The organism is Pleomorphomonas sp. NRK KF1 (assembly GCF_023721755.1).
In the GTDB taxonomy this organism is placed as follows: domain Bacteria; phylum Pseudomonadota; class Alphaproteobacteria; order Rhizobiales; family Pleomorphomonadaceae; genus Pleomorphomonas.
Window position 1 is genome coordinate 19,817 of sequence record NZ_JAMDLH010000009.1, and the last position, 26,228, is coordinate 46,044.

Here is a 26,228-nt window from a genome sequence, read left to right on the forward strand (position 1 = left end):
GCACCGGAAGCGCAGAAAGCGAAGCTAGATGCCCATCCCAGTAGAGTTTCCACGTCGGGCTCTCAGCCGAGCGCCTTGCGGACCATGTAGAGCGACAGCACGGCGGCGTTGGAGACGTTGAGGCTCTTGATCTCGCCGGGCATGTCGATGCGGGCCAGCACGTCGCAGAGTTCGCGGGTGCGCTGGCGCAGCCCCTTGCCCTCGGCGCCGAGCACCAGACACACCGGCGCTGAAAGGCGGACCTCGTCGAGCGATTCCGGCGCTTCCGAATCGAGGCCGACCACCGTGAAGCCGGCCGCCTTCATTTCCTCCAGCGTGTCGCCGAGGTTGCGGACGGAGGTCACCGGCACGACATCGAGCGCGCCGGAGGCCGATTTCGCCAGCACGCCCGACTCGGCGGCGCTGTGGCGCGTCGTCGTCAGCACGGCATCGACAGCGAAGGCGGTGGCCGAGCGCAGGATGGCGCCGACGTTGTGCGGATCGGTGACCTGGTCGAGCGCCAGCACAACACGGGCGCCGGCCATTTCCAGCGTGGTCAGCGGCTTGAGCGGCTGGACCTCCAGCGCACAGCCCTGGTGCACGGCCTCGGAACCCAGCAGCCGGTCGAGCACGTAGGGAGACGCCTCCTCGGCGGCGATCGGCAGCTTGCCCTCGGGGAAGCGCTCGGCAAGGCGCGCCTGGGCGTTGCGCGTGGCGAGCAGGCGCAGGGCGGCGCGGCGCGGATTCTTCAGCGCGAACTCCACCGTGTGCAGGCCGTAGAGCCACAGCGCCTCGCCGGCCTCGCGCTCGCGCTTGGGACGGGGGCGGAAGTCGCGCGGGCCGGATTTGCCGTCTGGCCGGCCCTGCGGGCGGCCGGGCTTCCTGAGGGGGCGCTTCTGAGAGGGTGTATCGTCGGACATGCGGCGCTTATAGCCGTGGCGCCCGGCCGGCGCCAGTGGCGCGGCTTTTTCTTGCGCTTCCGCTATCGGCGTGCCCGAGCGTTTCCGCCTTCCTACGCGGGACAATCGCATTGTCGACAAAACAATCGGGCCATGGGGTTGACAGCGCCCGGCATGGTCGCCATAAGAGCGCCCGTTCGGCCGACGCCTTCGGGCACCGGCGGAGCGGGATGGGAGAATGTCCCGAGCGGCAAAGGGGGCGGACTGTAAATCCGCTGGCTAGGCCTTCGTAGGTTCGAGTCCTACTTCTCCCACCATTTCCCCCGCAGCTCCTTGTGAGCATCGAACTGTGACGCCGGGTTGACGGGTGCTTCGCGTACGCCTGCACCTTGATGCCAGGCGGCAAAGTGCCAGCTAGCGGACAGGCATTGTCAAAGGCCTCAATACCCGACGCTTCGATAAAGCAACGACACCAGCTCGCCTTGTCTGTGAACTCCAGCCTTCTGAAAGATCGCCCGAAGGCGGAAGCGGGCCGTCTCGAACGTGATGCCCGTCGCAACAGCGATGTCCTTGACGGCGATACCCATCATCAGGTGGCGGCAGAACAGCTCCTCCGCCGGTGTGAGCATGAGCATGCGGGCTGCGTCGGTAAGCGGCTGGACCGGCGACACCGCTGACAGGTTTCGCGCTTGCAGCAGAATGAGAGGCCGGGAAAATACAAGAGGATTCGCTCTCGACCCAGCCACCAGCGAGAAGTGGACAATCCAGTGTCCGCTGTCCAAATGGGCCCCCACGGACGCGACTTCGGAACTCGCCGACGCCGCGATGCTCCTGACAGCCGCTGGGATCGCTTCGGCCAACCTGCGGTCGCGAAACGTCAGCTTGCCCTGCCTGTCCCACATAACATCGGACCTGACCAAAGCACTCACCGCTGCCTTGTTGGCTTCGATGATCTTCATCTCGTTGTTCACGACGATGGCCAGATCGTTCGCCCTGTTGGCCAGCGCAGCTCGTGCAATCTGCAGGTTGTTCTCATCCTCTCTGGTGAGAATGCCATTGGCAGTTCGTCTCAGGACACCTTTCAACCTCGAGAGCGTCCATTCTGCCCACGGATCGTAGCGTTCGGCATAGGCTTTCGAATAATGAATCGGAATTCGAAACGTCGTATATGGGTCAACATCCAGGGACAGCCCAGTGGATGCTTCGAAATTTGGAATACGTTTGACAAAATCATTATAAAATTCTGTATTCTCGATGAGTTTTACAGGAAAATCCCTTTCCGATACAGCACAAGCGCCATCAGGGAGGAAATCCCACACCTTCAGCCAAGGATTGCGGAAGGCAAAGTGCTGCGCGTATGCGTCAACATAACGCTGCTCTATGTTGATCGCCTCTGATTGCCTTAGTGTCTTCGTTACCTGGTCTTCGCTTAATATAAAGCAGGATGCCCCAGGGAATCCCTCCGAAAGACGCAATGCGACATCGGCCCATGAAGAAAGACCGAACGCAGCCCTTTCTATTTCCTCGGACACGACAGCCAGAACTCTGCTCGCATCGGCCTGGTTCATTTATCGGCACCCTACGGTACTCGGATTCCTTCTGCTTCCGCCTCAGTCCAACGGCGTGTAGGAGATGGTAGCGAACTCTGCATACTTGGGTATCTATTCACCCATGGAAATCACGAAGTTCATTCCAAGTAAATTCAACATTCCCCTATCTGCAGGATTCACTACCAAAGTCGTTACTTTCCTCTCCTCCACCTCGTTGGCTTGACATTTCCGCGCGACTACCAACGTCGTCGGTCGCCCTGCTTCTGGCCACTGATTTTTACATGCCGCGGCGGCGCTCCGGACGACTGGAGATCGTCTTCGACTCCGGATCACCGAGATCACTGCTCGATTAAACTGCAGGACGAATGAACACATCCCCCATTTGGGAGATGCGCCGCTGCAACGTTGTTCACTAGAAAGTGCAAGTCATCGCAGGGAGGAGGCAACGGCTCGGATGAGAAGCACGATGCCGCCTCCCTGCCACATCTCTGGAAGCCGCCACCACCATTGCGCGTGAAGGGATAATCATGAGTGCCGTATCCGCACTTATTGCCGGAGTCATGGCTGCCTATACGATAGGTCCCGCAGGGTTTTACCGCATGTGCCTGGACAGCCCATCCGACTGCCGCCCAGTCGTACAGACGCGCGTTCTGTCGGTGGAGGAGGTTCAGGACGTCAACAGAATCGTCAACGCATCCATCCATCCCAAGGCTGAATCTCCTGGCAAGGACGACTGGCGGATGGGTCCAAAGGATGGCGACTGCGAGGACTATGCAATCACCAAACGACGCCTTCTCATTGCCAGGGGCGTCGGCAGTGCCAATGCCCGCATTGCCGTGGCGGAGTTCAAGGGCGGCGACCACGCCATCCTCTTGGTCACGCTCTCCGGTCAGACCTATGTCCTCGACAACTTGACCGACGCCGTGCAGCCCGCCGAACAGTCGACCATGCGGTTTACCTCGATCCAGTCGGCCAAAAACCCCCGCATGTGGCTAAGACCGAAGTGACATGGACATCTTCGGTATCTGTTCAAACTCGTCGCCTTTTCTCCGACATCACGCCGCAGATCGAAATCTAGCGGGCCGAAGTACATCGAAAGGGTCTGGCATGACGATCCTGACTATTATCGCCGTCAGTACGGTCTTCTCGCTTGGCTTTCTGCTGGGAGTGGCCGTGGGCGCCCATAAAAAGGGGATCGGGTAGCGGGACCCCGTCTTGCCGCCTACGCCCCCAATCCGGCAATCACCGATTCCAGCTCCGGGCGGGTGGAAAGAGCGGCGGCGGCTTCCCAGACGGCCGAGAGGCGGTCGGGCGGGGTTTGTTTGAGGTCGGCGACGATGCGGGCCGGGCGGCCGGCCAGGACGACGATGCGATCGGCGAGGCTGACGGCTTCGGTGAGGTCGTGGGTGACGAAGAGGACCGCCACGCCGGTTTCGCTGGCAAGGCGCCGCACCTCGACCTGAAGGTTGCGCCGGAGGCCCAGGTCGAGCGAGGCGAAAGGTTCGTCCATCAGCACCAGATCGGCCCCGGTGGCGAAGGCGCGGGCGATGGCGACGCGGGCGCGCATGCCACCCGACAGCTGCCGCGGCCGCTTGCCCATGTCGCCCTCGCCGAACCCGAGGCGCCTCAGCCAGGCAGCGGCGATTTCGGCGCGGCGGGAGGGTTCCTCGCCTTCCAGCACCAGCGCGACGTTGCCGAGGGCGGTCGCCCAGGGCATCAGGCGCGGCTCCTGGAACACCATGGCGGTGCTGGCAAAGCCATTGACCACCCTGCCCGACCAAGGCTGGGAGAGGCCGGCGGAGAGGCGCAGCACCGAGGTCTTTCCGACGCCGGAGGCGCCGAGCATGACGACCAGCTGACCGGGCGGAATGGTGAGGTCGAGCTCTTCGAGAACCGACTGATGTCCGGCCTGCCAGGTGGCTTTCTCGAACCGCAGCATCAGCCTCGTTCCTTGGCGTAGCCGATGCCGACGCAGGTCGGGCCGGCGGCGCGGGCGGCGGCGTCGGTGGCCCGGTTGCCGCGAATCCAGCGCCGGAGCGGGCCGAGCAGCAGGCCGTCGGTCACCAGCAGGAAGACCACGACGAGCCAGATCCACGCCATCGCCTCGGCGAGGTCGAGATGGGCGCGGGCGGTGGCGAAGGCGCCGCCGACGCCGCTGCCGTCGCCCAGCACCTCGGCCGTCAGGGCCACCTTCCAGGCGAGGGCGAAGGTGGTGGAGAGGGCGGGCGCCACGTGGACCGCCAGCTCCGGCAGCAGCAGGCGGAACAGCCTCGTGCGGCGCGACAGCCTAAAGACGTCGGCCATCTCGACGAGGCCCCGGTCGCGCGCCTCGACGCCTTGCAGGGTGGAGGCGAACAGGATCGGCGCGGTCGTCACAGTCACGGTGAATAGCGGACTGAAGAGGCCCGGGCCGAACCACAGGAGCGCCAGCACCACCCAGGCGACCGGCGGGATGCCCAGAACCGTGACGGCCATCGGCCGCAGGGTGGCGCCGACGGAGGGCCGCAGGCCGCCCGCAAGCCCGAGACCGAAGCCGATCGTCGTGCCCAGGGCGGCACCGCCCACGGCGTGAAGCAACGTGGTTCCAAGCTCGCGGCCGACGCTGCCGGAGGCGAACAGGGCGAGGAAGGCCCCGGCCGTATCGCCCAGCGACGGCAGCACGAACGGGCCGGACACCCGATTGACGACGCTCCAGCCGACGGCCAGCAGCAGCAGGCCGAGGCCGCCGAACAGTCCGTCACCGGCCAGGAAGCTTCGGGGGTTCATCCCGGCAGGTCCATGTAGAAGTCGTCGGGCGGCAGTTTGCCGCCGAGCGAGGCCGGCTCAAGCTCCAGAAGCGCCTCGTAGAAGGCGATGAGCTCGCCCTTGACCGAGGCAGCGGAGACGACGTCGATGTTGAAGTGGTCGAACGCCTTCTCGAACAGCTGCGGCTTCATGTCCATGGACTTCTCGGCCAGGGAGGCGGCGGCCTTTCGGTCGGCGAACACGCGATCCCTGGAAGCGCGAAGCCCGCTGCCAAGGGCGGCGACCACCTCGGGCGCGGTATCGATCAGCTTCTGGTGCAGTGCGACGGCGACCATTGGAATGCGCGCCTTTCCCTTGTGGGCGCCCCAGAGGTCGTTGAGGTTGAGCACCCGCTTCAGCACCCGCCCCTTCTGCCCGGCCATCATGATGGCGGCGGTGGCCGGCGGCTCGGACAGCACGGCGACGTCGACCTTGCCGGCGGCCAGCATCTGCGCCGCCTCGGCGGGTGTCTGGACGTATTGCAGATCGAAGTCCCTGTCCGGGTCCATGCCCTCCAGGCGGGCGATGGCGCGAAACACCAGGTCGGGCATGTCGTGGCGGAAGAAGCTCAGCACGGTGCGGCCGGCAAGATCGTGCATCGACGTGATGCCCTCGTCGGCGGCGACCACCGACAGGTGGCCCATGCCGATGATGGCGGCGAGCTTCAGCGGCATGCCGCGATTGACGAGGTTGGCCGGCACATGGCTGGGCGTCGAGTAAAGCAGGCTGCTTTCGGAGACGATGGCCGCCCTGAGGTCGTCGGTGGTGCGCCACAGGCGAAAGCCGGCGTCGGGTGCTACCTCGTCGAGGCCGCCGTTGGCCACGAGGTCGGAGAGCACGATCGTCGCTCCGTTCGGCGCGCCGAGCACCTGCAAACCGGCAAGCGGACCGGCAAGGGAGAGGCGGCTTGCGCCGACCGCCGTGAGCGTCAGTCCAGCGCCGACAAAGGCGCGTCGCGTCAAGAAAGCCATTCCGATCCCCTTCTCGCGGAAGCGGCTCGGCGCGCCGTCCCCGGACCTGCGTCCGTCGTCGAAATCCAGTGGCGGGAGCGGCCGCCGAACCGCCGAATACGTTATATCATGAAGTATATAACGATAGGTCGAATGGGGCGTCAATTGCAACAAGACCTCCGGATTGCCCATTTTCCCGGCGCTTTCCCGCTCCCGGTGCAACCCGGCGGGCGGTTTCCGCGTTGAGGGTAAAGGCGACCTTCAAGGAGACGACGATGAGAATCCGCATCATGCTCACATTGCTGATCTACCTGATCGTGCAAGGTGTCCTGTTCGGCATCGGCATGGTCATCGTCATGGCGACCCCGCTGGAAGAGCAGGCGGACGTGCTGGTGCCATGGGTGGTCGGCCTGACCTTCATCATCGCCGTGCCCGTCGCCATGGGCATCGCCCCGAGGATGAAGGCCTGGCGCGAAATGCGCAGCCGCAGACGCACCGAGGAAACAAGGCTTTAGGGGCCTTCCAGCCGAGACGCTATCGCGCCGGTCAGATGTTCGCCCCCGTTTCGAGGCTGCCGTAGCTTGCCTTGGCGAGCTTCATCAGCGTGTCGCGCGGCAGGCTGCCCACCAGCACGCAGCCCAGCGCTTCAACCTGCCAGGAGACCGCCGTGAGGTCGCCCTTCGTGGTGAAGCGCATCGCCGTCTCTCCGCCCGCCTGGGGCACGACGTAGAGCGTGACGCGGGCTCCTTCGACGTTCTCGTACATCAGGAGCGCCGCCGCGCCGCGCGCCGCCGGCAACAGCCGGCCGCCGACGAGGGAGAAGCCTTCCGGCGCGAGATCGGGAATGATCAGGCTGCGATCGAGGCGCTTGGACAGCCACTTGGTGAGATGTGCGCCCTCCTCGCCGCCCACTTCCACCGGGTGCAGCACTTCGGGCGTGTAGAGGGTGTGGGCGGCTTCCGCCTCGCTCACCAGCGTCATCTCGGTCGCATCGGGCATGACGAGGCCACGGCCGACCCAGCCACCGCCGGCACCGACAACGACAAGCACCAGCGCCGCCGCCGTTGCCATCGCAACGCGCCGCAGGTTTCGGCGTCGTTCGGCGGCCAGGCGCCAGGGCGACAGCCGCAGCGGCGGCGTTTCCTCGGCCAGGTGCCCGTAAAGGGAGCGCAAGGTCGCGGTCTGGGCCTGCCAGGCGGCGACGCGCTCGCGATCGCTCGGATGATCGGCGAGGTGGGCTTCGATCGCCGCCAGCCGCTCGGGCGTCAGTTCGCCGTCGACATAGGCGTTGAGATCGGCCTCGGTGATGGTGGTCTTGCTGTTCATTTCACCGACCTCAGTCTCGGTCCCGGTCCGTCCACCATGGCTCGCAAGGCCTCACGCGCCCTCGATATGCGCGACATCAGGGTGCCCACGGGTATGTCCAGCGCGCCGGCCGCCTCGGCGTAGCTCAGTCCTTCCAGCGCGACAAGCAGCAGCGCCTCGCGCTGTTCGGCCGGCAGACGATCGAGCGCCGCCGCCGTCTCGGCGAGGGCGAGGCGCGCGCCTTGCGTGGCCGGGCTTGCCGGCTCGACGGACAGAAGCTCCAGCGCTTCCGGCTCGGGGGAGCCGCGCCGCCGGCGGTGGTCGTTTCGGTGGAGGTTGATCATGATCCTGTAGAGCCACGGGCGGACCGGGCCGATGGGCCGCCACAGGCTTTGTTTGGCAATCGCGCGCTCAAGGCAATCCTGGACGAGATCGTCGGCCCGGTCGGCATTGCCGGTGAGCGCCCGCGCATAACGTCGCAAGGCGGGCACCAGCGTTTCGATATCGTCCAGGAAGCCCGGCATGATCGACCTTATAACAACTCGCGAAGATGCTGACGCATCCGCTCATTGAGGCCATTGCGGATTTCTCATTTGCATCAGGTGCATGAGAAATCCGCAAGCGGAGTACCAAGAGTCATTTTCAATGCGTCTTGGTATTACTCCTTGGCGAGGTGCCAGACGCCACCCACGCCGTCGCCGCTGACGTCGCCCGGCTTCTTGTCACCCTGCCAGAGGTAGAGCGGCATGTCCTTGAAGGCCCACTGCTGCGAGCCGTCCTTGCGCGTCACCAGCGAGAAGTCGTCAGCGGCCATGGCGCCGGCGGCGGCCGTCACCGGCGGCCACTTCACGGCGCAACCGTCATAGCAGTTGGAAACGCCCGCGGCATCCTTGTCGAAAGTGTAGAGCGACATGCCATTGGCGTCGGTCAGGACCTCGCCCTTGGCCGTCTCCATGGTCTTGATGGCGCCGGAGACATAGTCCTCGGCGAAGGCCGGAGCGGTGGCGGCGGCAAGGCCGGCGAGCAAAGCGGAGACGATCAGTTTGTTCATGGGGTAACCCTCCTCGGGAGACGCTAAGGATCCAGCTCCCGAAGACAACAACACCGCCCGCTACGTTTTATTCCGTATGCCCTCGTCTTTTTCGGGACGGCCGATCCGGTGCGCGTCCGCGTCTCAAACGGCGGGCCGCCAGCCGTCGCCCGCGCGCTCCAGAAGCGGCGTCGCGAACGATCCGACAACACGCTCCGGCCATGTCGGCGAGAGGTCGGCAAGGGCCGCCCGCCAGCGGTTCGTCTGAAGCATGGCGGCGCCGATCGCCACCGGCTCGACGCCGACGGTTGCCATCAGGCGAAGGCCGGCGACGATCGAGGTGCCGGAGGAAATCACATCGTCGACCAGCGCCACCCGCCTCCCTTCGAGGAGCGGCAGCATGCGCGGGTCGACATAGAGACGCTTCACATGGTGTGTGGTGACCGAACTCATCGGCACCGACAGTTCCTCGACGTACCAGAATTTTCGTGATGTGCCGCAGGGAACGTAGCGCGAATGGCCGAGCCGCTCGGCAACGGCGGCGGCCAGCGTCAGCCCCAGCGTCGGCAAGCCGACCACCACCTCGGGCGCAAAGGGCCGCAGCCGGGCGGCGAGATCGTCGGCCAGTGCCGACAGCACCTGGAAGCTCGCCTGGTTGACGATCAGCGAGGCCAGCCCGTGCCGGCCATCGGCGAGCGTGCGTATGGGCAACAGCAGTTGCCGGCCATCGGCGAGGCGGGCGGCATAAGCGTCCGAGAAGGGTTCTCGGCCGGCATCGGCGCCGGCCGGAAGGATGGTCTGCCAGAAATCGTGCGGCTGCATGGAAGGCCCCGGTTGTCGCTCCGGTGTACAGGCAAGTTACTGCCATGAAAAGCGGAAGGAATTCGCGTGGGAAAGGGTCGGCACGGCCTCTTGCAGAGCGTGCGCCGCCATAAATCCGCTTCAAGCGAAAAATAGTTCTCGGCACCGTTGCCGCCCGCAAATTCATCCCTGTAACATCCACGCAGGCGGATCGACAGTGTCACCACGATCGCATCCGCGACCGTCCGATCGCCGAAGCTTTCGCCGGAGTCCCCCATGACCCTTGCCGCCCTTTCCCGCCGTGGCCTCATCAAGGCTTCCCTGCTCCTCGCCGCTTCGACGGCTCTGTCCACCACCCGCCTGCTGGCACAGGAGAAGACGCGCCTGGTGGTGGCCGCCGACAGCGAGCCGAAGAACCTCAACCCTGCGGTCGTCGCCTCCAACGGCGTGTTCTTCCTGTCGAGCAAGGTGATCGAGCCCTTGGCCGAGGCCTCCTTCGACGGCGAGAACGGCCTTGCGCCGCGCCTTGCGCTCTCCTGGACGGGCAGCGATGACGGCCTCTCCATCACCTTCAAGCTGCGCGAGGGCGTCACCTGGCACGACGGCCAGCCCTTCACCTCCGAGGACGTCGCCTTCTCGGCACTGGAAGTTTGGAAGCCGCTGCAGAACCTCGGGCGTTCGGTGTTCGCCAACCTCGAAGCCGTCGATACGCCCGATGCGTACACCGCCGTGTTCAAGTTCTCCAAGCCGACGCCGATCCAGCTGATCCGTAATGCGCTGCCGGCCGTCACCGCCGTGCTGCCCAAGCACGTCTTCGCCGGGACCGACCTCAAGGCAGCGCCGGGGATCGACAAGCTGATCGGCACCGGCCCGTTCAAGTTCACCGACTACAAGCCCGGCGAGTATTACCTCCTCTCCAAAAACGAGAGTTACTGGGAGACGGGCGAACCCAAGGTGGACGAGATCGTCTTCCGCGTGCTGCCCGACCGGGCCGGCGCCGGCGCGGCGCTGGAGGCCGAGGAAGTCCACCTCGCCGCCTTCTCGGCGGTGCCGCTCGCCGACCTCGATCGCATTTCCAAGGTTCCGGGCATCCAGGTGATCTCCAAGGGGTATGAGGCGCTGACCTACCAGCTCGTCGTCGAGATCAATCACCGCCGCAAGGAGCTTTCCGATCTCAAGGTGCGGCAGGCCATCGCCCACGCCATTGACCGCGATTTCGTGGTCAACACCATTTTCCTCGGCTATGCGGCGGCTTCCACTGGCCCTGTGCCCAAGAACGCGCCCGAGTTCTACACCGGGGACGTGCCGACCTACGAGTTCAGCGTCGACAAGGCCAACGCGCTGCTCGACGAGGCCGGCTACAAGCGCGGCGAGGACGGCACCCGCTTCCAGTTGAAGCTCTTGCCGGCGCCCTATTTCAACGAGACTCGCCAGTTCGGCGACTATCTCCGGCAGGCGCTGGCCGCCGTCGGCATCGACGCGGTGATCGTCAATAACGACGCGGCCGGCCATCAGAAGGCGGTCTATACCGACCACGCCTTCGATCTCGCCGTGGCGCCGCCGGTATTCCGTGGCGACCCGGCCATCTCGACCACCATCCTGGTGCGCTCGGGCACCCCTGATGGAGTGCCCTTCTCCAACCAGGGCGGCTATGCCAACGCCGAGCTCGACGCGCTGATCGACAAGGCGGCGGAAACGGTGGATACCGCCGCCCGCACCGAGCTCTACAAGCAGTTCCAGAAGGACGTCGCCGCCGACCTGCCGCTGATCAACGTCGCCGAGTGGGGCTTCATCACCGTGGCGCGCGACAGCGTCGAGAACGTCGCCAGCAACCCACGCTGGGCGGTCTCCAACTGGGCCGACGTTGCCTTGAAGAGCTGACGCGAGAAAGGGAGCCTCGCAAATGAGGCTCCCCTACCCGCCGGTCGTGTTCATGTGCCGCCCCTTGACCGAGGGGATGCCGGTGCGGTCGATGACGAAGTCATGGCCGCGCGGCTTGTGGGCGATGGCCTTGAGGATCGCTGCGTCGAGCAGATCGTCAGCCTCCGAGGCGCGGAGCGGCGCGCGGAGATCCACCTTGTCGTCCTGTCCCAGGCACATGTAGACGGTGCCGGTGCAGGTGACGCGCACGCGGTTGCAGCTTTCGCAGAAATTGTGGGTCATCGGCGTGATGAAGCCGAGGCGGCCGCCCGTTTCACGGACGGTGACGTAACGCGCCGGGCCGCCGGTGCGATAGGTCGTATCGTCCAGCGTGAAGCGACGGGCGAGATTGGCCCGCACCTCGGTCAGCGGCAGATATTGCGACAGGCGATCGCCGTCGATCTCGCCGAGCGGCATGGTCTCGATCACCGTCATGTCGAAGCCGCGCCCGTGCGCCCAGGCGAGCATGTCGGCCAGTTCGAACTCGTTGACGTCTCTCAACGCCACCGTATTGATCTTGACCTTGAGCCCGGCGCGCACCGCCGCGTCGATGCCGGCGAGCACCTTGTCGAGGCTGCCGGTGCGGGTGATCGCCCGGAACTTGTCGGCGTCGAGACTGTCGAGCGACACGTTGATGCGGCGGACGCCGCAGGCGGCGAGTTCGTCGGCAAAGCGGATGAGCTGCGAGCCGTTGGTGGTCAACGTCACTTCGTCGAGGCTGCCGTCGTCGAGATAGGCCTTCAGCGAGCGGAACAGCGCCATGATGCCGCGCCGGACCAGCGGTTCGCCGCCGGAGACGCGGATGCGGCGGACGCCACGGCGGATGAAGGCGCCACACAGTCGATCGAGCTCTTCCAGCGTCAGAAGGTCGCCGTGCGGCAGGAACGTCATGTCGGTGGACATGCAATAGACGCAACGGAAGTCGCAGCGATCGGTCACGGAGACGCGCAGATAGTCGACGCGACGGCCGAAGGGATCGATCAGGTTGGATGCCTGCTGCATGGGGCTGCGCTCACCTTAAACCCGGACTGACCGGGGCAGTCACGATAGCCCAAGCGGCCGGTCGAGAAAACCTCCAACCGACGCTCATCTTTGAGCGCGTCGGAGCTAGACCTGCTTGTCCTTGTCGAGCGGTATGTAGGACAGTGGCATGGCCGTGGTGTACTTGATCTGCTCCATGGCGAAGGCCGAGGAGACGTCGGAAATGTCGATCTTGGCGATCAGCCGCTTGTAGAAGGCGTCGTAGGCCTCGATGTCCGGCACCACCACGCGCAACAGGTAATCGACCTGCCCGCTCATGCGGTAGAACTCGACCACCTCGGGGAACTCGCGGATCAGCTCGGCGAAACGGCGCAGCCATTCCTCCGAATGCTGGTTGGTGACGATGGAGACGAACACCGTCACCTTGGTGTTGACCGACTTGGGATCAAGCAGCGCCACCCGGCGCAGGATGACGCCGTCCTCCTCGAGCTTCTGGATGCGCCGCCAGCAAGGCGTGGTCGACAGGCCGACCCTCTTGGCCACCTCGGCCACGGGAATGGTGGCGTCCTCCTGGAGGATCGAGAGAATTTTCCTGTCCAACCGGTCCAGCATGATCGTGCGCCCCACCTTCGTCCGAAATGACTTTCTATTTTGCAAGAAAATGTAACGTTAAATAAGAATTTTTTTCCCATCCTTGTCAAGCCCCGCCTGACTCGACGAGCTCCTTCCCGGCTCCGAATACCAATCATTAACCATAAGAACGAACCGGGCGTTAGGGAAAATGGGGCTTAAGTGTGGCCGAACAATTGGCTGGAAGTTGGCATCACGCATGATCCTGGGCTCGGACCAGTCGCAGACCGCTCGCCTGGAGCAGAACAGGCAACGATCGATGCGTCGGCGCGACGTGACGCGTGCGGTGCGGGACGTTCGCGAACGCCTGTCATCGGAGTCCGGCACGCGACCGGCCTTCGACTACGAGATCCTGCTGGAGTATGCCCGCAACCGCCTGTCGAGCTGGCTGCCGGTCGGTCTGCTGATCCTGGCGCTCGGCGGCACCGCCGCCTACTGGATGGCCTACCGGTATGTGGCTATCTGGGCCGGCGCGGTGTTCATCGCCCACACGCTCATCGGCCTCACCGCGCGACGCTTCAGCCAGACGCCGGCAGGGGCGGTAAGTCTCAAGTACTGGCGCCGGCAGTTCATGATTGCCGAGGGGCTATTCGGCCTCGTCTTCTCGTCCCTGTTTTTCCTGCCCGGCGCGATCATCGGCGGCACCGGCACCTTCGCCTTCGGCGCGCTGCTCACCGCCATCGCCGTGCTGGCCATGGTGGCGAGCAACCTGCCGCGCGCCGTCGTCCTGAGCACGCTGCCGATCGCCATCGGCGGCGCGCTGAAACTCGCCATGGGCCGAGGCTTCGTCGACTACTCGATGGCCAGCTTCCTGGTGCTGGCGGAAGTCTTCTTCGTGCTGCTCGCCTATCGTCTCTACGAGTCGACGCTGACGATGATGGAGTTCCGCGTCGAGAAGGACGCGCTGATCGTCGAACTCGAACAGGCCAAGGTGATCTCCGACGACAGCCGCCGCCGGGCCGAGGAAGCCAACCTCGCCAAGTCGCGCTTCCTCGCCACCATGAGCCATGAGCTCCGCACCCCGCTCAACGCCATTCTCGGTTTCTCCGAGATCATGATGAACGAGGTATTCGGGCCGGTCGGCAACGACCATTACAAGGGATATGCCGCCGACATTCATACCTCCGGCCAGCATCTCCTCAAGCTGATCAACGAGATCCTCGACCTGTCGCGCATCGAGGCCGGCCGCTACCAGATCAACGAGGAAGCGGTAAACCTCTCCTTCCTCGCCGAGGAATGCCACCACCTTCTGAAGCTCAAGGCCAAGTCGAAGAACCAGACGATCATCGAGCAGTTCGAGCCGGACCTGCCGAAGATCTGGGCCGACGAGCGGGCGGTGCGCCAGATCATTCTCAATCTGCTCTCCAACGCGGTAAAGTTTACCCAGCCCGGCGGCGAGATCCTCATCCGTCTCGGCTGGACGGCCGGCGGCGGCCAGTATGTGTCGGTGCGCGACAACGGCCCCGGCATTCCCGAGAACGAAATCCCCATCGTGCTCCAGGCCTTCGGCCAGGGCTCGCTGGCCATCCAGACCGCCGAACAGGGCACCGGTCTCGGCCTTCCCATCTGCGTGGCGCTGATGCAGATGCACGACGGCACGCTCGATCTTCAGTCCAAGCTTCGCGAGGGCACCGAGGTGACCATCACCTTCCCGCCGTCGCGCGTCATGGAAGTGATGCCGCCCATCGAGGAAGGCTCTTCCGGGCGTGGGAAGCGGGCCGGACAACGCCGCTACGCCTGAGCGCCATTTCGTCCTTTCCAACAATAGGCTATCACTGACACCCGAACCGGAGCCGGTGACGCCATGGATGAGCTTCTGCTTTTCGCCGCCCTCATCGTCCTGACGATCTTCGTCGGCTCGGTGCTCGGCATCATCGCCTTCTCGCGGACCCGGGAACTGCGGCAGCGCGTCGAGCACCTGGAAGCGGCATTGCGCGCGGCGAGACCGCCGGCGCCGCAGGCGGAACCGACCTCCGCGCCCCTCCCCGCCCAATCCGTCGTCGCCGAGGAACCGGAAGCGGCGCCCGAACAGGTCGAAGCCATCGCCGAGCCCGAGCCGTCGGAAGAGCAAGAGGCCGCAAGCGAGCCCTCCCCACCGAACGAGGAAGAAACGCCGGCCGCCGCTCGCACCTCGCTCGAAGAAAAGATCGGCAGCCGCTGGGCCGTCTGGGTCGGCGGGCTGGCGCTCGGCCTCGGCGGCATCTTCCTCGTCCGCTATTCGATCGAAGCCGGGTTGCTCGGCCCGGCGGCGCGCGTATTGCTCGGCCTCGTCTTCTCCGGCCTGCTGCTGGCCGGTGGTGAGTGGCTGCGCCGCTCCGGTTTTGCCGAGGACTCCGGTCCGGCGCGACGCGCCTATGTTCCCGGCGTGCTGGCCGCCGCGGGCGCCGTGTCGGCCTTCGCGTCGGTCTATGCCGCCTACGGCCTCTATGGCCTGATCGGCCCGGCCTTCGCCTTCGTCGCGCTTGGCGCCGTCGGCGTCGCCACATTGGTGCTGGCGCTGCGGCACGGACCGGCGCTGGCGGCGCTCGGTCTCCTCGCCGCTTATGCGACGCCGCTTCTCGTCTCCAGCAACGAACCGGCATTGTTGCCGCTGGTGATCTACCTCGCCGTGGTCTCCGCCGCCACCTATGGCGTCGCGCGCCTGCGCCTGTGGCGCTGGCTGGCTGTGTCGGTGACGGTCGCCAACATCCTGTGGTCACTGCTGCTGTCGGCCACCGTCGTGACCGTCAGCCACGCCGCCGACCAGCTCTATGTCGCCGCCCATTTCCTGATATCGCTGCTCCTCGCCGCCGTGGTCTTCGTGACCAGCCACGCGCCGCGCGATCGTACGGCGGATACTGCCTTCGACAGGACGGCCCTCGTCGTCCTCAGCCTGTTCGCGCTGCCGCTCATCGCCTTCGTGGCCGCCGCCGGAACGGGAACGCTCACCGTCACGCTCATTGCCATTCTGGCGCTCTTGCTGATGGCGCTCGCCTCGGAATGGCCGGCGGCGCGCGGTCTCGCGGTGACGGCTCTCGTCGTCACCCTCCTCGCCTACGGCCTTCTCAACGTGACGGTGTCCAACATCGTCATCGATCCGGTCACCGGTGAGCCGACCGTAGCCGACTTTGCCGACCTTCTGGCCTCGCCTTCCAGCAGCGACTATCTCGGCATCGGCATCCTGCTCGGGCTGATCCTGACGGTGGCGGGCCTTGCCGGCGCCATCGCCGCGCGCGGCCGACCGCAACTTTCCGTGGCCGGCGCCTTCGCGTCACCGGGGCTGATCGCCTTCGCCTACCTCAACACCAGCCGCGACCTCACGGCCTCGCCCGCCTTCGCCGTCGCGGCGCTGGCGGCAGCCATCTATCTCGCCTCCGTGACCGAGTATCTCGGCCGCCGCCTCGCCTCGGACGCCAAGGGGCGCGACGGCGCCATCGCCGCCTATGCCGTGGGCTGCATCACCGCGCTGGGCGCGGCGCTGACCATCGCCTTCGAGCGAGGCATGCTGACCGTCTCTCTGGCGCTGCTCGTCGCCGCCATCGCCTGGGTCGAGACGCGACGCCCGGTGGCCGCGCTGCGCCCGACCGCACTGGCCGTCGCCGTCGTGGTGGTCGCCAGGATCGCCTGGGACCCGCGCATCGTCGGCGACGATCTCGGCACGACCGTGCTGTTCAACCCGTTACTCTATGGCTATGGCGTGCCGACGCTGGCCTTCGCCTACGCCGCCTGGCGCTTCGGCCGCACGCCCGGCGACCCGCGAACCGTTCCGGTGTTCGAGGCGCTTGCCGTCGTCTTCACGGCGCTGACGGCAACGGTCGAGGTCCATCATGCCATGAATGGCGGCGACCTGTTCGCCCCGGTGTCCAGCCTTGCCGAGCAAAGCCTGCTGACCATGGTGATGCTGGCGATCTCGCTCGGCCTCAACTGGCTCGGCGCCCGCCGGCCATCGCCGGTGATGATCTGGGGCGTTCCGCTGTTCGGCGGCTTCGGTCTGGTGATGGCGGCCATCGGCCTTCTCATCGTCAACAACCCCGTGCTGACGGGCGAGCGGATCGACGGCGGCGCCTTCGACGGCACGCTGCTTCTCGGCTATCTCGGCCCGGCGGTGCTCGCCCTCCTGATCGCCGGGGTGGCGCGTCGTCGCACCGACCTGCCGGGCTATGCCGTCGCCATCGCCGCCACGGTCGGCGGCCTGCTGATCGCCATGTGGGCGACGCTCGCCGTACGCGCCGCTTGGCACGGCGGCAACCTCGGCTGGGGCGGCGTGGAGGAAGGCGAACTCTACGCCTATTCGGCCGTCTGGCTGGTGCTGGGCCTCGTCGTGCTCACCGCCGGTTTCGTCACCGCCAGCCGGACGGTGCGCACGGTGGCGGCGGTGATCGTCGCCGGCGTGGTGGCCAAGGTGTTCCTGATCGACACCGCCGGTCTCACCGGTGCGCTCAGGGCCCTCTCCTTCATCGGCCTCGGCGGCGTGCTGGTGGCCATCGGCCTCGCCTACCAGACGATACTGCGTCGCCAGCGAGGTGGCTTGCCGAAGAGCTGAGGCGGACGTACCCTCTCGGCCCGTTCATCAAGGCCCTCGCCATGGTTCCCACCCTGCCGCTCAGGCACCTGCGCCGCCTCGCCGGCATGAAGCAGTCGCACCTCGCCGACCTGATGGGCGTCACACAGTCCACCGTGTCGCGCTGGGAGAGCGGCAGCCTGTCGCTGACGGTGGAACAGGCGCGCGCCTTGCAGGCCATTTTCGCGGCGCGGCCCGATCCGGCGCAGGACGCGGCGCTGAAACGGCTGGTCGAGACGTCGATGAGCCCGGTTCATCTCATCTGCGACCGCACGCACCGCCTGCTGGCGGCGTCACCGGCTCGCGCCGCAGACTGGCGGGCCAACATCGACGACTATCTGGGACGGTCGCTGCTGGTCTATGCCTCGGACGAGATCCTGGCGGCGGAGGCCCGCCTCAAGGACATTGGCTGGTACGACGGAGAGCTCGGATCGCTCGCCTTCGACACCAGCGCCAACGGCGACCCCGACATTCCCATCCGGCCCGGCCCGATGCTGTGGGAACGGGTGCGGCTGTCCGACGGTTCGGCCGGGCGGCTCGTCACATCCTTCTATGAACGGCCCGCATAAAACATGCGTGGAATCTGACTGAAGGCGTTGCTAGCCGTCGTCCAAAAGGACTGACGATGATGACCGGACGCTGGCCGACCATTCTTCTCCTCTGGTTCGCGGGGGTGCTTGCCGCCGCCCAACTCGGCAAGATGGCGGCACTGATACCGGCCATTCGCGCCGATCTCGGCCTCTCCCTGACGAGCGCCGGACTGATGGTGTCGCTGATCGAAGCCGGCGGCGCCAGCCTCGGGGCCGTCGCCGGCATCCTGGCCGCCCGCTTCTCCGGCCGCGCCGTGCTCGCGTTTGGCGCGATCCTCGTGGCGACGGCCGGCATCGCGGCGGCCCTGGCGCCCGATGCGACGCTGCTTTACGCCGCCCGCCTGATCGAAAGCATCGGTTACCTGATGGTGGTCATCGCCGCGCCGAGCCTGATCGCCATGACGGCCGGCCGTGACAGCGGCGCGGCGCTGGCCCTCTGGAGCACCTTCGTGCCCATCGGCATTGCCTCGGGCACCATCCTGTCCGGAGTTGCCGCCAGCTGGGTCGACTGGCGTCTGATGCTGGTGTTCTGGGCGCTGGCCATGCTGACAACGCTGCCGGGCACCCTCCGCCTGCCGGCCATGGCCGAGCATCGCCAGACCGGGTTCGCGGTGCCGCCGCTGGCAATCTGGGCGCTCGCCCTCGGCTTCGGCTTCTACACCACGCTGGAGGTGGGCGTCCTCGGCATGTTGCCGGCCTATCTGTCGGACGCCTGGGGCCTGTCGATCGGCACGGCCGGCGTCATGACCGGCATCGCGTCGGCCGCGACGATCGCCGGCAGTTTCGCAGCGGCGCGCCTGATCGGAAACGGCGATGACGCGCAACGTCCGCTGGCGCTGGTCGCCATCGGTCTCGTGGTGCCGGCAGCGCTGTTCTTCGTCGGCTTTCCCGGCGAAGGTCTTGCGTCGGCGTTGTCGGGTTCGGCCGTCGCGGCGGCGGTGATCGCCGCCAACGCCGTCTCCGGCCTCGTCGCCGCCGTCGCCTTCGCCCGTCTGCCGATGCTGTTGCGCAGAAGCGGCGCGGCCCTGTCGCTGATCACCGCCTCGAACGGCGTGTTCGCCCAGTTCGGCGCGGCGGGGTCGCTGATCGGTCCGCCGCTCGTCGGCTACGTTGCGAGCCGCTGGGGATGGTCGACGGTGGCGCCGGTGGTGGCCGGCCTGTCGATCCTGTCGCTCGCGGGCTTCGCGTTCGGAGAGCGGCTCGCAGCCAGGAGGTGAGGACCGTCACGCCATCAGATGCTCGCGGAGAATCAGGCAGCCCAAGCCGATCAGCACCAGGCCGCCGACCACCTCGGCCGACCGCCCGAACCTGTTGCCGATCAGCCGGCCCATCATCACGCCGCCGGCCGACATCAGGAAGGTGGTGGCACCGATGGCGGCCACGATGACAAGGATATTGGCCTTCACGAAGGCAAGCGAAACGCCGACGGCCATGGCGTCGATGGAGGTGCCGACGGCGGTCAGCACCAGCGTCACCGGGGTGCCGATGAAGCTCGCCTCCGGAGCCCCCTCCTCTTCCTCGCGGAAGGCGAGGAGCACCATGCGGCCGCCGACCAGCGTCAGCAGGCCGAAGGCCAGCCAGTGGTCGAAACTTGCCACGTAGGAACTGGCGGCGGCGCCCGCCGCCCAGCCGAGCAGCGGCGTGATCATCTGCACGATGGCGAAGACTGCGCCGACCAGCAGGGCATCGCAGAAGCGGCACTGGCGCCGCAGGCTGGCGCCACCACCGACGGAGGCGAGCAGGCTGTCGATGGACATGCCTACGGCGAGCACGGCGATGGAGATCGGAGACATCGGCGGGTACCAGTCGAGCGCAGAACCGGATGGCGTCGTCACATCTCGCCCGTAGATGGCGCCACCACGGTCTTGCCGGACCTTTCGGCCGACCGCGCCACGCAATGAGTGCGAGCATGTTGACGCGATCCCGTCTCAATCGACGGTGGCTACTCCCCGATGGGGTTCGGATACCGGCCACCGTCCTCAAAATCAAGCAATTTCAAATACTTATATGAAAATGACATTCATTTGCAAGTAGTGCTCCACATGAGAACAGGTGACCCCAGTCGCTATCGCCCTGACAAAACTGTCCTTCTCGATTCATCTATCCATCCCCCGGATACGATTGGGGGACAGCCCTGCGGCAGGTGAATGGCACCCATGCCTGAAGCGGCCAGCGACACCAAGGCACCGCTGACCGATTCGATTCTTCGAGATCACTTCTCCAGTCGGGAAATGAGGCTCGACGTGTCCCACCGGTTCCCGCCGGAAGCCTGGACATCGGCATAGAACTGATCGACCAGGGCGGTGAGCGGCAGGCGGGCGCCGGTCCGGCGCGCCTCGTCGAGCACGATGCCGAGGTCCTTGCGCATCCAGTCGACGGCGAAGCCGAAGTCGAACTTGCCGGCCGTCATGGTCTGCCAGCGATTCTCCATCTGCCAGCTCTGGGCGGCGCCCTTGGAAATGGCGGAAATGGTCTTCTCGACGTCGAGGCCGGCCGACTTGGCGAAATGGATGGCCTCGGCAAGGCCCTGCACCACGCCGGCGATGCAGATCTGGTTGACCATCTTGGCGAGCTGTCCCGAGCCGGATGGCCCCAGATGAACGATCATCTTGGCATAGGCGTTCATCACCGGTTCGGCCGCCGCGAAGCTTTTGTCATCGCCACCGACCATGATCGTCAGCGCGCCGTTCTCGGCACCGGCCTGACCACCGGACACCGGCGCGTCGAGGAAGTCGAGGCCCAGGGCGGCGGCCTTTTCCTGAAGCTCGCGGGCGACGCCGGCCGAGGCGGTGGTGTGATCGACGAAGACGGCGCCGGGCTTCATGCCGGCGAATGCACCGTCGGGGCCGAGCACGACCGAGCGGAGATCGTCGTCATTGCCCACGCAGGCGAACACGAAATCGGCGTCGGCCGCCGCTTCGCGCGGCGTCGGCGCGGCCCGCCCGCCGAAGGCCTCGACCCAGGCCTGCGCCTTGGCGGCGGTCCGGTTGTAGACCGTCACCTCGTGCCCACCCCGCGTCCGGAGGTGACCGGCCATCGGGTAGCCCATCACGCCGAGCCCGAGAAATACGACCTTTGCCATCATGAACCTCATCTATTCATTTGCAGTGTTTTCGCTTATTGTCGCAGGCGCTTGTTCTTGCCGCATCTAGCAAATGACGCGGTGGCAAACCAGATGGCGGCGATGCCGCGGCGCGGGGAACCCTTTCGCCGCTGACGCGTTGAAGTCACCGACAGGACCAGATTTGGAGGCAATCATGAAAGTTCTCGCTACAGCAGTTACCGTGCTGGCACTCGGCCTTGGCGCCTGCGCCAACCAGACGCCCACCCAGCAGCGCGTCACCACGGGCGCGGCCGTCGGCGCGCTGGGCGGCGCGGCGGTTGGTGCCATTGCCGGCGGCGGCAAGGGAGCCCTGATCGGCACTGCCATCGGCGGCATCGGCGGAGCTGCCATTGCCGGCGCCACCGCGCCGCGCGAGGACTGCATCGCCTACGACCGCTACGGCAAGCCCTACCGCACCGCCTGCCGCTAAACGATCCGGCGCTCTTCCCGACGTCTGCAAGGCCCGAGGCACCCGCTTCGGGCCTTGTCGTTTGTAGCCTTCAGCGCCTGAGGTGGCGGGTCAGGCGACGCTCCATCATCTCCCACAGGCGTCGCAGCACCTCCACCGTGATGAGGTAGATCACCGCCGCCCAGATGTAGATCTGCAGGTCGTAGCTCTTGGAGAAGGCGTAGCGGGTCTGTCCCATCAGGTCGAGAACGGTGATGATCGAGGCGATGGCCGATCCCTTGATCATCAGGATCACTTCGTTGCCGTAGGGGCGCAGGGCGGTGATCAGGGCCTGGGGCAGGATGACCTTGAACATGGTGGTGAAGGGCCGCAACCCGAGCGCGTCGGCCGCCTGCCACTGGCCGGACGGCACCGCCCGGATGGCGCCGGCGAGAATTTCCGCCTGATAGGCCGCCGTATTGAGCGAGAAGGTGAAGATGGCGCAGAAGTAGGCGTCCCGGAAGAACACCCAGAGACCGGCGGCTTTCAGCACGTCGGTGAACTGGCCGGCGCCGTAATAGACGAGGAAGGTCTGGGCCAGAAGCGGCGTGCCACGGAAGAAATAGGAATAGCCGAAGGCGATGCCGCCGATGATCGGATTGTGCGACAGCCGACCGATGACGACGGGGATGGAGATCAGCGCGCCGAGCACGATGGACATCGCCACCAGCTTCACGGTTACCCAGATTCCGCTCAGGATGCGCGGACCGTACTTGGTCACCTTCTCCGGGTCGTAGCCGGAGACGAGCATGTAGACGATCGAGAGGCCGAGGGCCGCCCACAGCATCATCAGGAGCAGCCCAGTGATCCGGGCGCTCGTCCATGTGCGGCGCTTTGCCGCCGGGGGCCGCTCGGTGGAGGGGGCGTCGATATAGGTCATCAATGCCTCCCCTGCCCGCGCTCCGCCCAGGCCGAGACGCGGCGCAGCCCGACGGACGAGATGATCGACATGACGAGGTAGAGCGAGCAGGCCACGAAGAAGAAGAAGAAGGCCTGCTTGGTGACGCCGACGGCGATATTGGTGTTGCGCAGCAGATCGGTGAGGCCGATCACCGACACCAGCGACGTGTCCTTCAGCAGGATGAGCCACAGGTTGGACAGCCCCGGCAGGGCCAACCGGACAAGCTGCGGCAGGATGATGAGCAGCATGGTGCGAAAGCGCGACAGACCAAGGGCGTAGGCGCCCTCGTATTGACCGACGGTGATGCCCTTGAAGGCCGACAGGAAGACCTCGCTGGCATAGGACGAGAACATCAGGGCCAGCGCGATCATGCCGGCGAGATAGCTGTTCACCTCGAAGGGATGTCCGAACAGCAGGCGCCAGAGCGCCGACATGGCCATCTGGCCGCCGTAGTAGATCAGGAACAGCGTGAGCAGTTCGGGAAGGCCGCGAAAGATGGTCGTGTAGACGTGGGCGGCGTTGCGCAGGAGCGGTTCGGACGAGTTCTTGGCGACCGCGATCAGGAAGCCGATCAGCAGGCCGAGCGGCAAGGTCGCCAGCGCCAGCGTCACCGTCACCAGCACACCATGCGCCAGTTCGTCGCCCCATCCGCTGTCGCCGAAGGCCAGCAGTTCCATGTAATTGGCCATCCGGCCGGTCTCCCCGTCCACACCCCTGCCATGATGGCCCGTTCCGCCACCACGTTTTCCCGTCGTTGCGGGACTCTCGCCTTACAACAAGCGCGGGACTGCCGTCAAAAAGCAAATCCCGCGCCGTTTCAATCGGTGATTATGAGTACTCGTAATCAGCCGCCGTAGACGTCGAAGTCGAAGTACTTCTTGTTGATCTCCTGGTACTTGCCGTTGGCGCGGATGGCCTTGATGGCGGCGGAGAACATGTCGCGCAGGTCGGTGTCTTCCTTGCGCACGCCGACGCCGGCGCCGGGGCCATGGATCTCGAGGACCGGGGTGACCATGCCGACCAGCTTGCAGCAGGCGCCGGCCTCGGTCTTCAGCCACTCGGAAAGGACGACGCTGTCGTCGTTGGCGGCGTCGAGGCGGCCGTTGGCGAGGTCGAGCTTGTACTCGTCGGCGGTCGGATAGGTCTTGAGCTCGCTCTCGGTCAGCTTCTTCTCGACATAGTCGGCGTGCATGGTCGACACCTGCGCGCCCACCGTCTTGCCGGCGAGATCCTCAGGCGTGACGCCCTTGATGTCGGTGTCCTTCGGGGCGACGATGGCCGGCGGCGTGTTGTAATACTTCTCGGAGAAGTCGATGACCTTCTTGCGCTCCGGCGTGATCGACATGGAGGCGATGATGCCGTCGAACTTGCCGGCGAGCAGTGCGGGAATCATGCCGTCCCAGTCCTGGGCGACGATTTCGCACTCCACCTTCATCTCCTCGCAAAGGGCGAGCGCGATGTCGACGTCGAAGCCCTTGAGCTTGCCGTCGGTGTCGACGTAGTTGAAGGGCGGATAGGCGCCCTCGGTGCCGATGACGACCTTCTTCCACTCCTTGGCCGACGCGCCGCCGAGCGACAGCGCGAGCAAGGCGGCGGCGGTGACGAGTGTCTTGGCAAACTTCATGATTGTCCCCTCTGAACCTGTTTGATCGACCGCCCCATCCGGCACAAGCGATCGCCCCGACGATCGTTGCGGCCGACAGGCGGCTCCCTGTTCGTTCTCGGCGCGGCCATCGGAGGAACTGGTGTCCTTCCTTGACGTGACCTGCACTGCCAAACCTTCGGCGAACCGACGCTCTGCCTAAACCTTGGGCTGACGGCGATCCGCCTGCATCTTCATCTCATTCCGCGATCGGATGCAACGGGAGACATTATTGCGGCTGCCCAGATTCTGCACGCCGGGAGGATCACGGACGACCCGAGCCGATCAGTTCGGCGGCGAAGGAAAGGTCGTCGGGCGTGTTGATGTTGAAGAACGGATCGACCGTCCCGGCGCCGATGCGGATGGGCGCGAACGGAACGCCGCGCGCGCCCTCGGCGGCGAGAAACGCCCCAACGCGCCGCTCCGTCCCGCCGTCGAGGAACGCCCGAAGCCTAGGCGCCACCGATAGCGGCCACAGCGCGCAGAGCCGCGCCTTCCCGCTCGGCCCCTCGGCGAACAGGATGGTGTCCGACCCATCGGCGCCGGCCGCGAGCGCGTCGGCCAGCCCGGTGGGCAGGAACGGCAGATCGACCGGGACGGTCAGGAGATGGGTGGGAGATGACGGCAGGGTCATCGCGCGAACCAGGCCGGCGAGAACGCCGGCAAGTGGTCCGTCGAAGGTGGTGCTCTCGTCATGGACGACGGGAAGCGCCAGATCGGGCAAGCCGAGGCCGGGCGGCAGGTTGATGGCGAGATCGCCGACCTGCGGCGCCAGCGCCGCCACAGCGCGCGCCAGCAGCGTCGTGCCGGCGAGTTCGATCAGGGCCTTGGGCATCTCCCCGCCCATGCGACTCGAGCGCCCCCCGGCGAGGATGAGACCGGCAAATCTGTTCATCGGGCGATAGAACGGCATAGGAGGAAAACCGGCAAGCCCTCCGGAGTCATCCGCATGATTGCCCTGTCGCAAATACACTCCCGATCGCTCGCTTTATGGATTAGGTAAGAGCCAAACAAATCGGAGCACGCCATGCCAAGCCTCAAGGAACAGGTCGCCGCCGCCCTCAGCAAGCTCTCCATGCCCGGAACCGGCAAGGATATCGTCTCAGCCGGCGCCGTGTCCGACATCTACGAGAAGGACGGCAAGGTGATGCTGTCGATCTCGGTGCCCGCCGACAAGGCAGCTCGGTTCGAGCCCATCCGCGCCGCGGCGGAAGCGGCGGTGAAGGCCATCCCCGGCGTCGTCAAGGCAACGGTGGCGCTGACCGCCGAGGTGGCGCCCGGCAGCACGCCGCCCAAGGCGCCCGCGCAGGACCACGGCCATTCCCACGCCATGCCGGCCAAGAACGGCATCCCCGGCGTCAAGTCGATCATCGCCGTCGCCTCCGGCAAGGGCGGCGTCGGCAAGTCGACCACGGCGGTGAACTTCGCGCTGGCCCTTTCGGCGCGCGGCCTCAAGGTCGGCATTCTCGACGCCGACATCTACGGCCCGTCCGTGCCGCGCCTGATGGGCCTTTCCGGCGACAAGCCCGAGGTCAACGAGGACCGCACGCTGGCGCCGCTCGAAAACTACGGCCTCAAGGTGATGTCGATCGGCTTCCTGGTCGACGAGGAAACGCCGATGATCTGGCGGGCGCCGATGGCGGTTTCCGCCCTGACGCAGATGCTGCGCGAGAGCGCCTGGGGCGATCTCGACGTGCTGGTGGTCGACATGCCGCCGGGCACCGGCGACGTGCAGCTGACCATGGCCCAGCAGGTGCCGCTCACCGGCGCGGTCATCGTCTCCACGCCGCAGGATCTGGCGCTGCTCGACGCGCGGCGCGGCGTCGCCATGTTCCAGAAGGTCGAGGTGCCCGTGCTCGGCATTGTCGAGAACATGGCCTATTTCATCTGCCCCAATTGCGGCACCCACCACGACATCTTCGGCCATGGCGGCGCCGCGCAGGAAGCCCGCCGCATCGGCGTGCCCTTCCTCGGCGAGGTGCCGCTGGAGATGAAGATCCGCGAGACGTCGGACGCCGGCCTGCCGGTGGTGGCGACCGAACCGAGCGGCCCGCACGCCGAATCCTACCTCGCGATCGCCGACCGGGTCCTCGACACGCTGGCCGGCAAGCCCGAGCGGGCGGCGCCGCGCATCGTCATCGAGTAAGGGCAAACGAAACCCCGGCAAGAAAGGGG

26 protein-coding genes, 1 tRNA gene and 1 riboswitch are annotated in these 26,228 nt (G+C 66.0%); of the genes, 10 read left to right on the forward strand and 17 right to left on the reverse strand.

The features are described 5' to 3' along the window. Window positions 1–62 precede the first annotated feature (62 nt). Window positions 63–899 carry an RNA methyltransferase gene (locus tag M4J39_RS19610; protein ID WP_251730181.1) on the reverse strand — a complete coding sequence of 279 codons (837 nt, stop codon included), beginning with the start codon at window positions 897–899 and terminating at the stop codon, window positions 63–65. A gap of 211 nt (window positions 900–1,110) precedes the next feature. Between M4J39_RS19610 and M4J39_RS19615 the strand changes: the two genes are divergently transcribed. Continuing rightward, window positions 1,111–1,195, forward strand: a tRNA-Tyr gene (locus tag M4J39_RS19615). 123 nt (window positions 1,196–1,318) lie between these two features. On the opposite strand, the gene M4J39_RS19620 is transcribed toward M4J39_RS19615, so the two are convergent. Next, complete coding sequence (locus M4J39_RS19620) at window positions 1,319–2,446, reverse strand: hypothetical protein (protein WP_251730182.1); 1,128 nt, start codon at window positions 2,444–2,446, stop codon at window positions 1,319–1,321. Between the two features lie 509 nt (window positions 2,447–2,955). On the opposite strand from M4J39_RS19620, the gene M4J39_RS19625 reads away from it, so the two are divergent. Then, the gene (locus M4J39_RS19625) at window positions 2,956–3,435 is read left to right on the forward strand and encodes a transglutaminase-like cysteine peptidase (protein WP_251730183.1); all 480 of its coding nucleotides are present in this window, start codon (window positions 2,956–2,958) and stop codon (window positions 3,433–3,435) included. 215 nt (window positions 3,436–3,650) lie between these two features. Here the strand turns inward: M4J39_RS19625 and M4J39_RS19630 are convergent, their stop codons facing one another. From M4J39_RS19630 to M4J39_RS19640, 3 genes are read right to left on the reverse strand one after another with little or no spacing between them, the layout of a single operon-like run. Then, entirely contained in the window at window positions 3,651–4,367 is a 717-nt protein-coding gene (locus tag M4J39_RS19630; RefSeq protein WP_251730184.1) for an ABC transporter ATP-binding protein, read from the reverse strand. After that, window positions 4,367–5,194, reverse strand: a complete 828-nt coding sequence (locus M4J39_RS19635; protein WP_251730185.1) for an ABC transporter permease — start codon at window positions 5,192–5,194, stop codon at window positions 4,367–4,369. The genes M4J39_RS19630 and M4J39_RS19635 overlap by 1 nt, the downstream gene beginning before the upstream one ends. Continuing rightward, window positions 5,191–6,183: an ABC transporter substrate-binding protein gene (locus M4J39_RS19640; RefSeq protein ID WP_251730186.1), complete on the reverse strand. Its 993-nt coding sequence runs from the start codon at window positions 6,181–6,183 to the stop codon at window positions 5,191–5,193. The genes M4J39_RS19635 and M4J39_RS19640 overlap by 4 nt, the downstream gene beginning before the upstream one ends. A gap of 254 nt (window positions 6,184–6,437) precedes the next feature. On the opposite strand from M4J39_RS19640, the gene M4J39_RS19645 reads away from it, so the two are divergent. Next, entirely contained in the window at window positions 6,438–6,677 is a 240-nt protein-coding gene (locus tag M4J39_RS19645; RefSeq protein ID WP_251730187.1) for a hypothetical protein, read from the forward strand. A gap of 31 nt (window positions 6,678–6,708) precedes the next feature. On the opposite strand, the gene M4J39_RS19650 is transcribed toward M4J39_RS19645, so the two are convergent. The 4 genes from M4J39_RS19650 to M4J39_RS19665 all read right to left on the reverse strand — a co-directional run bounded on the left by M4J39_RS19650 (window position 6,709) and on the right by M4J39_RS19665 (window position 9,319). Next, window positions 6,709–7,488 (reverse strand): anti-sigma factor, encoded by a 780-nt coding sequence (locus M4J39_RS19650; RefSeq protein WP_251730188.1) that lies wholly within the window; start codon window positions 7,486–7,488, stop codon window positions 6,709–6,711. Next, entirely contained in the window at window positions 7,485–7,991 is a 507-nt protein-coding gene (locus M4J39_RS19655; RefSeq protein WP_251730189.1) for a sigma-70 family RNA polymerase sigma factor, read from the reverse strand. The genes M4J39_RS19650 and M4J39_RS19655 overlap by 4 nt, the downstream gene beginning before the upstream one ends. Before the next feature lie 134 nt (window positions 7,992–8,125). Beyond that, window positions 8,126–8,518, reverse strand: coding sequence for a hypothetical protein (locus M4J39_RS19660; protein WP_251730190.1), 393 nt, complete (start codon window positions 8,516–8,518; stop codon window positions 8,126–8,128). A 123-nt stretch (window positions 8,519–8,641) separates the two neighbouring features. Then, window positions 8,642–9,319 (reverse strand): phosphoribosyltransferase, encoded by a 678-nt coding sequence (locus M4J39_RS19665; protein WP_251730191.1) that lies wholly within the window; start codon window positions 9,317–9,319, stop codon window positions 8,642–8,644. Window positions 9,320–9,574: 255 nt separating this feature from the next. On the opposite strand from M4J39_RS19665, the gene M4J39_RS19670 reads away from it, so the two are divergent. Beyond that, entirely contained in the window at window positions 9,575–11,179 is a 1,605-nt protein-coding gene (locus tag M4J39_RS19670) for an ABC transporter substrate-binding protein (RefSeq protein WP_251730192.1), read from the forward strand. Window positions 11,180–11,212: 33 nt separating this feature from the next. On the opposite strand, the gene moaA is transcribed toward M4J39_RS19670, so the two are convergent. Both moaA and M4J39_RS19680 read right to left on the reverse strand, forming a co-directional pair. Next, on the reverse strand, window positions 11,213–12,220 hold the full coding sequence (gene moaA / locus M4J39_RS19675) for a GTP 3',8-cyclase MoaA (protein ID WP_251730193.1): 1,008 nt from the start codon (window positions 12,218–12,220) through the stop codon (window positions 11,213–11,215). Window positions 12,221–12,325: 105 nt separating this feature from the next. After that, window positions 12,326–12,811, reverse strand: coding sequence for an Lrp/AsnC family transcriptional regulator (locus M4J39_RS19680; RefSeq protein ID WP_251730194.1), 486 nt, complete (start codon window positions 12,809–12,811; stop codon window positions 12,326–12,328). Between the two features lie 217 nt (window positions 12,812–13,028). On the opposite strand from M4J39_RS19680, the gene M4J39_RS19685 reads away from it, so the two are divergent. From M4J39_RS19685 to M4J39_RS19700, 4 genes are all read left to right on the forward strand, one after another. After that, the gene (locus tag M4J39_RS19685; RefSeq protein WP_251730195.1) at window positions 13,029–14,570 is read left to right on the forward strand and encodes an MFS domain-containing histidine kinase; all 1,542 of its coding nucleotides are present in this window, start codon (window positions 13,029–13,031) and stop codon (window positions 14,568–14,570) included. A 63-nt stretch (window positions 14,571–14,633) separates the two neighbouring features. Beyond that, window positions 14,634–17,351: a DUF2339 domain-containing protein gene (locus M4J39_RS19690; RefSeq protein WP_251730196.1), complete on the forward strand. Its 2,718-nt coding sequence runs from the start codon at window positions 14,634–14,636 to the stop codon at window positions 17,349–17,351. A gap of 41 nt (window positions 17,352–17,392) precedes the next feature. Continuing rightward, entirely contained in the window at window positions 17,393–17,938 is a 546-nt protein-coding gene (locus M4J39_RS19695; RefSeq protein WP_251730197.1) for a helix-turn-helix transcriptional regulator, read from the forward strand. 56 nt (window positions 17,939–17,994) lie between these two features. Further along, the gene (locus M4J39_RS19700) at window positions 17,995–19,176 is read left to right on the forward strand and encodes a CynX/NimT family MFS transporter (RefSeq protein ID WP_251730198.1); all 1,182 of its coding nucleotides are present in this window, start codon (window positions 17,995–17,997) and stop codon (window positions 19,174–19,176) included. A gap of 6 nt (window positions 19,177–19,182) precedes the next feature. On the opposite strand, the gene M4J39_RS19705 is transcribed toward M4J39_RS19700, so the two are convergent. Together M4J39_RS19705 and M4J39_RS19710 are read right to left on the reverse strand one after the other, a co-directional pair. Further along, window positions 19,183–19,794, reverse strand: a complete 612-nt coding sequence (locus M4J39_RS19705) for a manganese efflux pump MntP family protein (protein WP_371875485.1) — start codon at window positions 19,792–19,794, stop codon at window positions 19,183–19,185. Beyond that, a riboswitch (yybP-ykoY riboswitch) is annotated at window positions 19,751–19,922 on the reverse strand. (Overlaps the previous gene by 44 nt.) A gap of 249 nt (window positions 19,923–20,171) precedes the next feature. After that, window positions 20,172–21,041 (reverse strand): NAD(P)-dependent oxidoreductase, encoded by an 870-nt coding sequence (locus tag M4J39_RS19710; protein WP_251730338.1) that lies wholly within the window; start codon window positions 21,039–21,041, stop codon window positions 20,172–20,174. Window positions 21,042–21,216: 175 nt separating this feature from the next. On the opposite strand from M4J39_RS19710, the gene M4J39_RS19715 reads away from it, so the two are divergent. Beyond that, window positions 21,217–21,492 (forward strand): glycine zipper domain-containing protein, encoded by a 276-nt coding sequence (locus M4J39_RS19715; RefSeq protein ID WP_251730199.1) that lies wholly within the window; start codon window positions 21,217–21,219, stop codon window positions 21,490–21,492. Between the two features lie 70 nt (window positions 21,493–21,562). Here the strand turns inward: M4J39_RS19715 and M4J39_RS19720 are convergent, their stop codons facing one another. From M4J39_RS19720 to M4J39_RS19735, 4 genes are all read right to left on the reverse strand, one after another. Continuing rightward, complete coding sequence (locus M4J39_RS19720; RefSeq protein ID WP_251730200.1) at window positions 21,563–22,390, reverse strand: ABC transporter permease; 828 nt, start codon at window positions 22,388–22,390, stop codon at window positions 21,563–21,565. Further along, window positions 22,390–23,100: an ABC transporter permease gene (locus M4J39_RS19725; RefSeq protein ID WP_251730201.1), complete on the reverse strand. Its 711-nt coding sequence runs from the start codon at window positions 23,098–23,100 to the stop codon at window positions 22,390–22,392. The genes M4J39_RS19720 and M4J39_RS19725 overlap by 1 nt, the downstream gene beginning before the upstream one ends. A gap of 155 nt (window positions 23,101–23,255) precedes the next feature. After that, the gene (locus M4J39_RS19730) at window positions 23,256–24,035 is read right to left on the reverse strand and encodes an ABC transporter substrate-binding protein (RefSeq protein ID WP_251730202.1); all 780 of its coding nucleotides are present in this window, start codon (window positions 24,033–24,035) and stop codon (window positions 23,256–23,258) included. 283 nt (window positions 24,036–24,318) lie between these two features. Continuing rightward, on the reverse strand, window positions 24,319–24,966 hold the full coding sequence (locus M4J39_RS19735) for an NTP transferase domain-containing protein (protein WP_251730203.1): 648 nt from the start codon (window positions 24,964–24,966) through the stop codon (window positions 24,319–24,321). Between the two features lie 114 nt (window positions 24,967–25,080). Between M4J39_RS19735 and apbC the strand changes: the two genes are divergently transcribed. Further along, window positions 25,081–26,199 carry an iron-sulfur cluster carrier protein ApbC gene (apbC, locus tag M4J39_RS19740; RefSeq protein ID WP_251730204.1) on the forward strand — a complete coding sequence of 373 codons (1,119 nt, stop codon included), beginning with the start codon at window positions 25,081–25,083 and terminating at the stop codon, window positions 26,197–26,199. The last annotated feature ends 29 nt before the right edge of the window (window positions 26,200–26,228 follow it).